The sequence below is a fragment of the Methyloceanibacter sp. genome (assembly GCF_050999895.1).
GTDB lineage: Bacteria > Pseudomonadota > Alphaproteobacteria > Rhizobiales > Methyloligellaceae > Methyloceanibacter.
This window is the reverse complement of record NZ_JBPCOU010000069.1, coordinates 1-12,017: the sequence shown is the minus strand read 5'-3', so window position 1 is coordinate 12,017 and position 12,017 is coordinate 1. Positions and strand designations below refer to the sequence as shown.

Sequence of the window (12,017 nt, the reverse complement as noted above, 5' to 3'; positions counted from 1 at the left end):
GCGGCACAGAAGCAGGTGAAGGCCGGCGACGTCATTGTCGAGGTCACGCAGGAGAAGGTCTCGGAGCCGCAGGACGTGCTCGCGCGCGTCGAAGCCGTGAAGCAGGCGGGACGTAAGTCGGTCTTGCTGCTGCTTTCCGATGCCAAGGGTGAATTGCGTTTCGTGGCCGTGCCCACGGGCTAGCGCATTGCCTCCTCAGCCGCCCCCGCTCGACGCGTGCCCGCAAGCCATTCTCATTGCGGGTCCTACGGCGAGCGGCAAGTCCGCGGCCGCGCTCGCGCTCGCCGGACGTTTCGGTGGCACGGTCATCAACGCCGATTCCATGCAGGTCTATCGCGAGCTCGCAATTCTCACGGCGCGGCCCGCCGCGTCGGAGCTTAAGCGCGTCCCGCATCGTCTCTATGGCATGGTGCCTGCTGTTCAGGCCTACTCGGTCGGACAGTGGCTTGCCGATGTGACCCTGGCCATCGGCGAGGCGCAAGAAGCGGGGAGGGTGCCGATCCTGGTGGGCGGCACCGGTCTGTACTTCAAGGCGTTGCTGGAGGGTCTCGCGCCCGTTCCCGATATTCCCACGGAGGTCCGGGAGCATTGGCGCGCGCAGGCTGACGCGCTAGGGCCCAAGAAGCTGCATGAGGCGCTGGCGGCGGCCGATCCTTCCATGGCGGCACGGCTGCGGCCGACCGACCCGCAGCGGGTCGTGCGCGCACTCGAAGTCATCGACGCCACGGGCCTCTCCCTCGCGGACTGGCAAGGGACCGAGTCGGCATCTGTTCTCGATTCCAACGCCTCATTGAAGATCCTCATCGCCCCGGAACGCGAGCCGCTTTATGCCGCGATCGACGCGCGCTTCGCGCAGATGGTCGCCTTAGGCGCTCTCGACGAGGCGCGTAATGTCATGCAACTCGATCTCAGTCCGGACCTGCCGGTCATGCGCGCTCACGGAGTCCGTGAGCTCATCGCCGTGGTCACCGGCGCGATGAGCAAAGAGGAGGCGATTGCCAAGGGCAGCACCGAGACGCGGCGTTACGCCAAGCGCCAGATGACCTGGGCGCGCCGATACATGGCGGATTGGCATTGGGTGCCCGACGCTGAGGCCGCAATGGCCGTCACGGAACGCGCGTCCTCTAAACCGTGACCTGTGTCCCGATCTCCACCACGCGGTCGGTCGGCAGCTGGAAATAGCTCGACGCGTCGTCGGCATTGTGGGCGAGAAAAATATAGAGCCTATCCTGCCAATTGGGCATGCCCGAGCGGGGATCCGGGCGTACGGAACGGCGCGACAGGAAGAACGATGTCGACATGATGTCGAAGTTCCAGCCGAGCTTCCGCGCGATGGCAACGGCCTTCGGCACATTCGGTCTTTCCACGAAGCCGAAATGCAGGATCAGCCGCATGAAGTTGTCGCTGATCTTCTCCATCTTCACGCGCTCCTGCGGTGCAACCCGCGGAATGTCCTCGTTGATGACCGTCAGGATCACATTCTGCTCGTGCAGCACCTTGTTATGCTTGAGATTATGGAGCAGCGCCGTGGGTGCGAATTCGGGATCGCTCGTGAGAAACACCGCGGTGCCGGGAACGATGTGAGGCGGGCTCTGCTCGAGGCTCTTGATCAATGGCTCAAAGGGCACTTCGGTTCGCCGCGTCTTCTGCGCCAGCAATTTTGTTCCGCGCCGCCATGTGACCATGATGAGCACCAGCATGGCGCCCACCAGAACCGGCAGCCATGCGCCGTCGAACAGCTTCAGCGTCGTTGCCATGGCGAAGATTGTGTCGACGAAAAGCAGCGGAGCCATCACGGCAACGGTCGTCCAAAAATTCCATCGCCACAGCTTCCAGATCACGATGAAACCAAGGACGCCCGCCGTCCATTCTGTCGTCGCCACGGCAAGGACGTATGCGGAAGCGAGCTCGCTGGACGAGCGGAACATGAAGACGAGCAGCAGCACGCCGGTCAGCAGCAGCCAGTTCACGCGCGGCATATAGATCTGGCCGGCTTGCGATTCCGAGGTGTGCCGCACTTCCATGCGCGGCAGGAAGCCGAGCTGCATCGCCTGGCGTGTGATCGAATACGCCCCGGTAATGACCGCCTGGCTCGCGATCGCCGTCGCCATCGTGGCCAGCGCCACCATGGGATAAAGCGCCCAATCGGGATAGAGAAGGTAGAACGGGTTCTTGATGGTTTCCGGATTGGCCAGGACCAGCGCCCCCTGGCCGAAATAGTTGAGCAGCAGCGCGGGCAGCACGAGATAGAGCCACGCGGTCTGGATTGGCTTCCGGCCGAAATGGCCGAGATCGTTGTAAAGGGCCTCCGAGCCGGTCACGACGAGAAACACCGCACCGAGCGTTACCAGCCCGATCATCCCGTGATTCAGCAGAAACTCGATGCCATGCATGGGATTTAGCGCGTAGAGCACCCGGGGATTGACGCCGATCTCGACGGCGCCGGCGGCGGCGATGACGATGAACCACACGAGCGTGATCGGGGCGAAGAATGTCGAGACGCGGGCTGTCCCGTGCGACTGGACCGAGAAGAGCGCAACGAGAATGATCACCGTGAGCGGCAAAACGTACGGCTCGAACGCGCGCGTTGCGACCGTCAGGCCCTCCACGGCAGACAGTACGGACAAAGCGGGCGTGATCAGGGTGGAGCCGTAAAACATCGAGGCCCCGACGATGCCGAGAGCGAGCACGAGGGGCGTGCGTTTGCCGAGCGCTCTAAAGGCGAGCGCGGTCAGCGCGAGCGTGCCGCCTTCGCCGTTATTGTCTGCCCGCAGCAGGATCAGAACGTATTTCAGCGTGACGACGATGATTAGCGCCCAGAAGATCAGGGACAGCACGCCGAACACAGCGGCTTGGGTGACGATGCCGTGCTCGCCCCCGGCGGCGAGAATGGCCTCGCGCAGCGCGTAGAGTGGGCTCGTGCCGATGTCGCCATAGACGACGCCGACGCTGCCGAAAGTAAGTGCCCAGAAGGTGCGCCGCGAGACCGCCAGGTCAGCGCCGTTGGCGGCTGGGACTTCTGAAGAGCTGGCAGTCATTCAAATGGGAGTTTGCCGGAGGCGTTTGGTTGGGTCTCGGCTAAACGCCGCTTTGGCTCACGCGATCCACGAAGCGATGGCAAATAAGCGCATTGGAAAGGCTTGTCTAGGTAAGTTCTCCCGCTGCACAGAGTCTTTGCCCTGCGCGCCACGAGGTGCGGCAATAAAACATCTTTGGATGCCTGTTTTGGGTAATATTTAGAAAGACAAAGGCGGCTAAATTTGTCATTCATTCCCGAGGACGTTGACCCTTGGGCTGCGAGGTCCTAGGGTCCGCGCCTTGTTTTGGCATTTTGGCCGGTTTTCCAGCTTGACCACTCAGACCGGCCACGTCCGTGTGGCGGCGTATTGTGAGGACGACATGTCGCGCGTAATGACAGGCGCCCAAATGGTGCTGGAGGCCCTGGCCGACCAGGGGGTCGATCACATCTTCGGCTATCCGGGCGGCGCGGTGCTGCCGATCTATGACGAGCTGCATCAGCAGGATCGGCTTCAGCACATCCTCGTGCGCCACGAGCAGGGCGCGGTCCACGCCGCCGAAGGTTACGCGCGCTCGACCGGCAAGGTCGGCGTGGTCTTGGTCACCTCGGGGCCGGGCGCGACCAACGCCGTCACGGGTCTCACCGACGCGCTGATGGATTCCATCCCCATCGTCTGCATCACCGGACAAGTGCCGACGCATCTGATCGGCAACGATGCCTTCCAGGAATGCGACACGGTCGGCATCACGCGCCCCTGCACCAAGCACAATTATCTCGTCAAGGACGTCAATCATCTCTCCCGCGTCCTGCATGAGGCGTTCTATGTCGCGCGCACAGGGCGCCCGGGCCCTGTCGTCGTCGACATTCCGAAGGACATCCAGTTCGCCAAGGGCGACTATGTCGGGCTCACCAACTCGCAGCATAAGAGCTACCGCCCGCAGACCGTCGGCGACGAGGGCGCCGTGGCGCAAGCGATCGAGGCGATGGCGCGCGCGAAGCGCCCGCTCTTCTATACCGGCGGCGGCATTATCAATTCAGGTCCGCTCGCCACCGCGCGCCTGCGCGAGCTCGTGCGCATGACCGGCTTCCCCATCACCTCGACCTTGATGGGGCTCGGCGCCTATCCCGCCTCCGACAAGCAGTTTCTTGGCATGCTCGGCATGCATGGCACCTACGAGGCCAACAACGCGATGCATGATTGCGATGTCATGATCTGCATCGGCGCGCGTTTCGACGACCGCATCACCGGCCGGCTCGACGCCTTCTCGCCAGGCTCGACCAAGATCCATGTCGATATCGACCGCTCCTCCATCAACAAGAACGTGCATGTCGATATCCCCATCGTCGGCGACTGCGCCCATGTGCTGGAGCAGATGCTCACCGCCTGGAAGGCGAAGAAGCCGAAGCTCGACCAGGCCGCGCACAAGATCTGGTGGTCCGAGATCGAGCGCTGGCGCGCGCGCAATTGCCTGCACTATCGAAAGCGCGACGACGTCATCATGCCGCAATACGCGATTGAGCGGCTCTATGCGCTGACCCGCGACAAGGATACTTACATCACGACCGAGGTCGGCCAGCATCAGATGTGGGCGGCGCAGTTCTACAAGTTCGAGGAGCCGAACCGCTGGATGACCTCAGGAGGCCTTGGCACCATGGGCTATGGCCTGCCCGCCGCCGTCGGCGTCCAGGTCGCTCATCCCGACTCCCTCGTCATCGACATCGCGGGCGAAGCCTCGGTGCTGATGACCATGCAGGAGATGTCGACGGCCGCGCAGTATGACCTGCCCATCAAGATTTTCATCCTGAACAACGAGTATATGGGCATGGTGCGCCAATGGCAGGAGCTCCTGCATGGCGGCCGCTACTCGCATTCCTACAGCGCGGCGCTGCCGGATTTCGTCAAGCTGGCGGAGGCCTATCAGGCCGTCGGCATCCGCGCCGAGAAGCCCTCCGAGCTCGACGACGCGATCCGCGAAATGATCGCTGTGCCGAAGCCCGTCATCTTCGACTGCCGCGTCGAGAAGCATGCCAATTGCTTCCCTATGATCCCGAGCGGGGAGGCCCATAACAACATGCTCATGGGGGACGACCTGACCGAGGAAGACCTCGAAAATGCCATCACCGAAGAAGGCAAGGTGATGGTTTGACCGAATCCGGTTAGGCTTTCCCCCGACATGCGCACCATGCTCAATTTCCTCCTCGGCCTCCATGCCATCATGCTGATCGGCTCGCTCGGCTCCGTCGTCGGCTCGCTTTTGATGTTCCTGCAAGGCAGCCTCTATCTGTTCGAGGCCTGGCATACGCTGTTCGAGCCGGGCGACATCGGCGGCAAGCAGCTGACCGTGCCCGTGCTCGAAGCGGTTGACTCCTTCTTGTTCGCCATCGTGCTCGTCATCTTCGCCTATGGCGTCGCCATCGGCTTTGTCTTCACCTTGCCGGAAGGCCACGGCCGCCGCCTCCCGGAATGGATGAAGGTCGCCGGCGTCGGCCAGCTCAAGGAGACTTTGTCCGAAGGCGTCATCGTCGTGCTGATCGTCATCTTCGCCCGCACCGTGGTCGAGGCGGAAGGCAAGTTCGACCTGTCGATGACGGTCCTGCCGGTCTCGGTGCTCTTGATTGCCGGCGCCTTGCGCCTGATCGATCTCACCGGCTCCAAGCATGGCAACGGCAAGGTCGAGTCGCGCCCCGGTGAGGACACGCTCGTCACGCCCGCGCCCGCGCGCAGCCAAGTGAAAAAGCCATGACCACGCAGCCGGGCTCCGCCTACTCGATGCAGAAAAGCGAGGAGCGGCTCGAGACCCACACGATGAGCGTGCTTGTCGATAATGAGCCGGGCGTGCTTGCGCGCGTCATCGGGCTGTTCGCCGGCCGCGGCTACAATATCGAGTCGCTGACCGTGTCGGAGACCGAGCACGAGGCGCATCTGTCGCGCATCACCATCGTCACCACCGGCACGCCGATGGTCATCGAGCAGATCAAGAACCAGCTCGATCGTCTCGTCCCGATCCATTCCGTCACCGACCTGACCGTAATGGGCAACCCCATCGAGCGCGAGCTTGCGATGGTGAAGGTTGCGGGACTCGGCGAGAAGCGGGTGGAGGCCCTGCGCCTGGCGGAGGCCTTCCGTGCCCAGGTCATCGATGCCTCGACGGAGCATTTCGTGTTCGAAATCACCGGCCGGCAGTCCAAGATCGAGCAGTTCATCGCTCTGATGCAGCCGCTCGGCCTCGTCGAGGTGTCCCGCACCGGTCTCGCGGCCATCTCGCGCGGACCGGACCGCATGTAGGGGAGCGCGATCCGCGGCTTGCAAAGTCGGGGTGCGCGCGTCACAAACGCGGGCCGTTAGAGATCAGCTAGAGTTAAAGGGCAGGGGAGCGAGTATGCGCGTTTATTACGATCGGGATGCCGATCTCAATCTCATCAAGAATAAGAAGGTCGCCATCATCGGCTATGGCAGCCAGGGACACGCTCATGCGCTGAATTTGCGCGATTCGGGCGTTCCCGAGGTTGCCGTAGGGCTGCGGCCCGGCTCCAAATCCGCTGCCAAGGCCGAGGCCGCCGGCCTCAAGGTCATGGACGTTCCCACGGCCGCCAAATGGGCCGACGTGGTGATGATGCTCACCCCCGACGAGCTTCAGGCGGACATCTGGGAGAAGGACTTGAAGCCGAATATGAGAGAGGGCACCGCACTCTTCTTCGCCCACGGCCTCAACATCCATTTCAATCTGATCGAGCCGCGCCCCGACATGGATATCTGCATGGTGGCGCCGAAGGGCCCGGGTCACACCGTGCGCGCGGAATATTCGCGCGGCGCGGGCGTCCCCTGCCTCATGGCCATCGCCCAGGACGCCACCGGCAATGCCCACGATCTCACGCTGTCTTATGCCGCGGGCGTCGGCGGCGGCCGCGCAGGCATCATCGAGACGAGCTTCCGCGAGGAATGCGAGACCGATCTCTTCGGCGAGCAGTCGGTGCTGTGCGGCGGCCTCGTCGAGCTGATGCGGAACGGCTACGAGACATTGGTCGAGGCCGGTTACGCGCCGGAGATGGCCTATTTCGAATGCGTCCACGAGGTGAAACTGATCGTCGACCTCATCTATGAGGGCGGCATCGCCAATATGAACTACTCGGTCTCCAACACGGCAGAATATGGCGAATATGTCTCCGGGCCGCGCGTGGTCAATGCCGCGAGCAAGGAAGCGATGAAGCAGGTCCTCGACGACATCCAGTCCGGCAAGTTCGTCAAGGACTGGATGCTGGAGAACCGCGTCAACCAGACGAGCTTCAAGGCGATGCGCGCGAAATGCGACAACCATGACATGGAGGTCGTCGGCAAGCGTCTGCGTGACATGATGCCATGGATCGCCAAGCGCAAGATGGTCGACAAGGCCAAGAACTGATGACACGCCGCCCGCCTCATAATTTCGGTGAGGTGTGAGCCGTGGTGATCGCGCATGACGAGGCGGTGCGGATTGCGGAGCGCGCGCGGCTCGCGCAACGCGTGACGCGCAGCGCGAAGATCGTCCTGCCGCTCTGCCTCGCTGTGTTTTGTCTGCTCGTCGCCTTCAACAACCTCACGGACTACGGCACGAACTATCTCTTCGTGCAGCACGTCCTCTCCATGGACACGACGTTTCCGGGCAACGCGCTGATGTATCGCGCGATCACGAGTCCCATTCTTTGGAAGATCGCCTACGCCCTCATCATCATCGGCGAAGGCGTGACTGGCGTCCTGTTCCTCGCCGGCGCCATCCGACTCTTTCAGCTTCACGACGCGCCCGCGCTCCTCTTCAATGCGGCCAAGGCCTATGTCGTGGCCGCGTGTATCCTGGCGTTTCTCGTCTGGTTCCTGGGCTTCATGGTGGTTGGCGGCGAATGGTTCGCCATGTGGCAGTCGCAGACATGGAACGCGCAGGCTGCGGCGTTCTACTTCTATATGACCGTCCTCGGCGTGCTCGTCTTCGTCAGCCTCCCCGACGCGGAGCTCGTCGCCCCGCCGGCGCGCCGCCGCCGCCGCACCGACAGGAAAGGCGCCGCATGACCCCGCGCGCCAGACCGTGCGGCGCAAGGCAGTAGAAGCACGCGCGGTGCTACATCCCCGCAGGCGGGCATCCAGTAACCGCCGGCTTCGTAATTGCGTAGGGCAGGGGTTACTGGATCGCTTGGTCGAGCCGGGCGATGACGAGTTTTGCGGAAAACTTATCCTCCCTCTCCAAACGCTCGTTACACTCCGCATCACTCCGTCCTTCTAAGGGGACGTTTCATGAGGCGTCGTGAGGCGAGACGGGATGCGACGCCTGCGCGCTGGGTGACGCAACGCCGGCTCCCGGGCGGTGCCGGAGCTCCGCCCGGAGGTAATATGGGCGTCCTGCCAGGAGTTGGCTGACGACCTGTTGCGGTCGCATCGTCGCCGCGATGCCAAGACGTCGCGGACAAGACGCTGCCTGTCGCCTCATTCGGAGCGTCAAGGCGCTCATGAACGGATGGAGCGAGAAGCACCCGACCTCAGGCGAAAGCGCGGCCCGGTATCCGCATAAACGCCGCCGTGGTGCGCCGCGTGGCGCCCGCCGCGATGCGTATCACAGCTTGCTTCGTCGAGTTTGCCCAGGCCTCTCGCGAGTTGGGCAAGAGAGTGTGGGCAAGGATGCCGGCTTCGGGGAGCGTCAAGCCCGTTCCGGCGGCGATGTGGGCGAGATGGCTCCTGCCGATCCCCTGGGCGATCGGCATCGCCGCCATCAGTCTCGATTAGGGATATGGCCGCTGCCGGCCCTTGCCCCGGCCGGTCATTGGCCCTATTTTCCAGGCTCGGCCGAGAGAGGCCGCGCGCAGGTGAATGATGCCGCAGACGAACGCGCAGACTGAGATAAAGACCGGTGCCTTGGCGCTGGCTGTCTCTGCTCGCGTCGCGAAAGCCCGGCTCCTCCTTAGCTGCCCCTGAGCTCCTCCGGTCCAGGCCTTGGCCGGGACGGGCGTTCAGGGGATCAAGACCAAATCACCCCAAGATCAGGAACGCGCCAATCATGCTAAGATTGGCACCGAGGAGCTAAGGACGAACAGCATGGATTCGCATCAGAACAAGTCCGCTGACCACAGTGAGAAGGATCGCGTGGTCATCTTCGACACCACTCTCCGCGACGGTGAGCAATGCCCCGGCGCGACCATGACCTACTCCGAGAAGCTGGAAGTGGCCGAGCTTCTGGACGAGATGGGCGTCGATATCATCGAGGGTGGGTTCCCCATTGCCAGCCAGGGCGATTTCGAAAGCGTGCAGGAGATCTCCCGCCGCGCCAAGAATTCCGTCATTTGCGGACTGGCGCGGGCGCAGATGCCGGATATCGACCGTTGCGCGGAGGCCATCAAGCCGGCGAAGCGTGGGCGCATCCACACCTTTATTGGCACCTCGCCGCTCCATCGCCAATATCAGATGGGCATCGACCAGGCCGAGGTTCTGACTCGGGTCCAGGCATCGGTGACGCGCGCGAGCGGCTATACCGACGATGTCGAATGGTCAGCCATGGACGCGACCCGCACCGAGCCGGATTTTCTCTGCCAATGCATCGAGACGGCGATCAAGGCCGGCGCCACCACGATCAACATTCCCGATACGGTCGGCTATGCCACGCCGGACGAGTTTGCCGGGCTGATCCGCATGATCCTGGAGCGCGTGCCGGGCGCGGACAGTGTCGTGTTCTCCACCCACTGCCACAACGATTTGGGCCTGGCAGTCGCGAACTCGCTCTCAGGCGTCATTGCCGGCGCGCGCCAGGTCGAATGCGCCATCAACGGTCTTGGTGAGCGCGCGGGCAACGCCGCGCTGGAAGAGATCGTCATGGCCATCAAGACCCGGTCCGACGTCATGCCGTTCTGGACCGGCATCGACTCGACCATGCTGACGCGGGCGTCGAAGTTGATCTCGCGCGTGACGGCCTTTCCGGTTCAATACAACAAGGCCATCGTCGGCCGGAACGCCTTTGCCCATGAAAGTGGCATCCACCAAGACGGCATCCTCAAAAACGCCCAGACTTTCGAGATCATGACGCCGGAAAGCGTCGGCCTGAAGGAGTCCTCGCTCGTGATGGGCAAGCATTCGGGGCGCCACGCCTTCCGCGAGAAGCTGAAAGAGTTGGGCTACGAACTTGGCGATAACGCCTTCGAGGACGCTTTCGTGAGCTTCAAGGCGCTCGCTGACCGTAAGAAGCATGTCTATGACGAGGATATCGAGGCGCTGGTCGATCAGGAGATCGCATCGGCCCATGACCGCATCAAGGTCGTGGCGCTGACGGTGATCGCCGGCACCGGCGGCCCGCAAAAGGCGACGCTGACCTTGGATATCAACGGCAAGCAGCAGACTCATGAATCGACCGGCGACGGTCCGGTCGATGCCACGTTTCGGGCGATCAAGGCGCTCGTGCCGCATGAGGCGCGGCTGCCGCTCTACCAGGTGAGCGCCGTCACCGAAGGCACCGACGCGCAAGCCGAAGTGACCGTGCGGCTGGAGGCGGACGGCAAGACCGTCACTGGCCGTGGCTCGGATACCGATACCATGGTCGCCTCGGCCCGGGCCTATGTCAGCGCCCTGAACAAGCTCTTGGCGCGCGAGGCGCGGCGGAAGCCCGAGTCCATGCTCGCGTCCTGATGCTGCGTTGTGATTGATTTTACATGAGGCGGCCGGTCACGCCGGTCGCCTCAAATTTTTTTTCGCGCCTGTTGCGGCACTCGCTGCTTCGTTAGAATCTGAAGCGGTTTCCTTAAGCGTCTCGCATCACGGCGTTCCTCTTGATCGTGGTGCTGTTGCGTCATCGCCGCGCGATAGCCTCGCGATAGCCTCGTCAAGCGAAGAGTTTGCAAAATCGCCCGCACAACGCATTGCTCGCGACATCGATTTGCCGCAACATGCTTTCTCTTCGGCAAACGCGCCGAGGCGGGTGGCAGTTGACCTCCTTCTGCCGTGATTTTTGGTGGCGTTCGAGGCCCGCTGTGGCGGGCCGCAGCGGGGCGGGCGTATGTTCTCGCGTGTCTGGGGCTTTGTCTCTTCGGACATGGCCATCGATCTCGGCACTGCGAACACTCTCGTTTATGTGCCGGGTCGGGGCATTGTCCTCGATGAACCCTCGGTTGTCGCCGTGGCGGTGCGCGATGGCGTGCGGGAAGTCATAGCCGTCGGGCATGAAGCCAAGCTGATGGTGGGTCGTACGCCGGGCTCCATCCAGGTCGTGCAGCCCCTGCGCGAGGGCGTCATTGCCGACTTCGCCGCCGCCGAGGAGATGATCAAGCGTTTCATCCGCCGCGTGCACCCGCGACACCCCTTCGCCCATCCGCGCATCCTCATCTGCGTGCCGGCGAGTGCCACGCCCGTGGAGCGCCGCGCGGTGCATGAGGCTGGCATCGTCGCCGGCGCCCGCCGCGTCTATCTGATCGAAGAACCGGTGGCGGCTGCGATCGGCGCCGGGCTTCCCGTGACCGAGCCGCGCGGCTCCATGATCGTGGACATTGGCGGCGGCACGACCGACATCGCGGTGACGTCCTTGGGCGGCGTGCTCTATTCGCGCTCGTTCCGTACCGCCGGCCACGCCATGGACGCGGCTATCATCAACTATATCCGCTTCAATCACCGTATTCTGATCGGCGAGGCGACCGCCGAGGCCCTGAAGAAGGAGTCGGGCTCGGCCATCGCCAAGGTAAACGGCGCCCGTGTGAGAATTCCGATCAAGGGCCGCGATCTCCAGCGCGGCTTGCCGCGCGAGGTCATTCTCCAGTCCGAGGACATTGCCGACGCCTTGAGCGCCCCCATTCAGCACATTGTGGAAGGCATCCAGCAGGCGCTCGCGGATATTCCCCCCGATCTCGCCTCCGACATCGGCGACAGCGGTATCTACCTCACCGGCGGGGGAGCCTTGCTCAGTGGCCTCGATGTGAGGCTGGCTCAGGAAACTGGGGTGAGGTTCAAGATCGCCGAGGACCCGCTTCGCTGCGTCGCGCGGGGAACCGGCATGGCCCT

9 protein-coding genes and 1 pseudogene are annotated in these 12,017 nt (G+C 63.2%); 9 read left to right on the top strand and 1 reads right to left on the bottom strand.

Annotation, left to right across the window (positions count from 1 at the left end):
• Nucleotides 1-183, top strand: a pseudogene (locus ACR2J1_RS07750) (serine protease); the annotation flags it as partial.
• Nucleotides 184-187: 4 nt separating this feature from the next.
• Nucleotides 188-1,135, top strand: a complete 948-nt coding sequence (gene miaA / locus ACR2J1_RS07745) for a tRNA (adenosine(37)-N6)-dimethylallyltransferase MiaA (RefSeq protein WP_434018758.1) — start codon at nt 188-190, stop codon at nt 1,133-1,135.
• On the opposite strand, the gene ACR2J1_RS07740 is transcribed toward miaA, so the two are convergent.
• Nucleotides 1,125-3,038, bottom strand: coding sequence for a potassium transporter Kup (locus ACR2J1_RS07740; protein WP_434018757.1), 1,914 nt, complete (start codon nt 3,036-3,038; stop codon nt 1,125-1,127). The two genes, miaA and ACR2J1_RS07740, sit on opposite strands and share 11 nt — an antisense overlap.
• Nucleotides 3,039-3,399: 361 nt before the next feature.
• Here ACR2J1_RS07740 and ACR2J1_RS07735 point away from each other — a divergent pair, with 361 nt between their 5' ends.
• The 7 genes from ACR2J1_RS07735 to ACR2J1_RS07705 all read left to right on the top strand — a co-directional run.
• Nucleotides 3,400-5,166, top strand: a complete 1,767-nt coding sequence (locus tag ACR2J1_RS07735; protein ID WP_434018760.1) for an acetolactate synthase 3 large subunit — start codon at nt 3,400-3,402, stop codon at nt 5,164-5,166.
• A 27-nt stretch (nt 5,167-5,193) separates the two neighbouring features.
• Nucleotides 5,194-5,763: a YqhA family protein gene (locus tag ACR2J1_RS07730; RefSeq protein ID WP_434018756.1), complete on the top strand. Its 570-nt coding sequence runs from the start codon at nt 5,194-5,196 to the stop codon at nt 5,761-5,763.
• Complete coding sequence (ilvN, locus tag ACR2J1_RS07725) at nt 5,760-6,305, top strand: acetolactate synthase small subunit (RefSeq protein WP_434018755.1); 546 nt, start codon at nt 5,760-5,762, stop codon at nt 6,303-6,305. Before ACR2J1_RS07730 ends, ilvN begins: the two co-directional genes overlap by 4 nt.
• A 94-nt stretch (nt 6,306-6,399) precedes the next feature.
• Nucleotides 6,400-7,419, top strand: coding sequence for a ketol-acid reductoisomerase (gene ilvC, locus ACR2J1_RS07720; protein ID WP_434018754.1), 1,020 nt, complete (start codon nt 6,400-6,402; stop codon nt 7,417-7,419).
• Nucleotides 7,420-7,466: 47 nt separating this feature from the next.
• Nucleotides 7,467-8,060, top strand: a complete 594-nt coding sequence (locus ACR2J1_RS07715; protein WP_434018759.1) for a DUF2165 family protein — start codon at nt 7,467-7,469, stop codon at nt 8,058-8,060.
• A 1,017-nt stretch (nt 8,061-9,077) separates the two neighbouring features.
• Nucleotides 9,078-10,655 (top strand): 2-isopropylmalate synthase, encoded by a 1,578-nt coding sequence (locus tag ACR2J1_RS07710; RefSeq protein ID WP_434018753.1) that lies wholly within the window; start codon nt 9,078-9,080, stop codon nt 10,653-10,655.
• A gap of 367 nt (nt 10,656-11,022) precedes the next feature.
• Nucleotides 11,023-12,017, top strand: a 995-nt coding sequence (locus ACR2J1_RS07705; protein WP_434018752.1) for a rod shape-determining protein, incomplete at its 3' end; no start/stop codon positions are given.

Excerpts from the sequence above, each read along its gene's own strand:
- ACR2J1_RS07740 (WP_434018757.1), bottom strand. The coding sequence starts at position 3,038 with ATGACTGCCAGCTCTTCAGAAGTCCCAGCCGCCAACGGCGCTGACCTG.
- ACR2J1_RS07735 (WP_434018760.1), top strand. The coding sequence starts at position 3,400 with ATGTCGCGCGTAATGACAGGCGCCCAAATGGTGCTGGAGGCCCTGGCC.
- ACR2J1_RS07730 (WP_434018756.1), top strand. The coding sequence starts at position 5,194 with ATGCGCACCATGCTCAATTTCCTCCTCGGCCTCCATGCCATCATGCTG.
- ilvN (WP_434018755.1), top strand. The coding sequence starts at position 5,760 with ATGACCACGCAGCCGGGCTCCGCCTACTCGATGCAGAAAAGCGAGGAG.
- ilvC (WP_434018754.1), top strand. The coding sequence starts at position 6,400 with ATGCGCGTTTATTACGATCGGGATGCCGATCTCAATCTCATCAAGAAT.
- ACR2J1_RS07710 (WP_434018753.1), top strand. The coding sequence starts at position 9,078 with ATGGATTCGCATCAGAACAAGTCCGCTGACCACAGTGAGAAGGATCGC.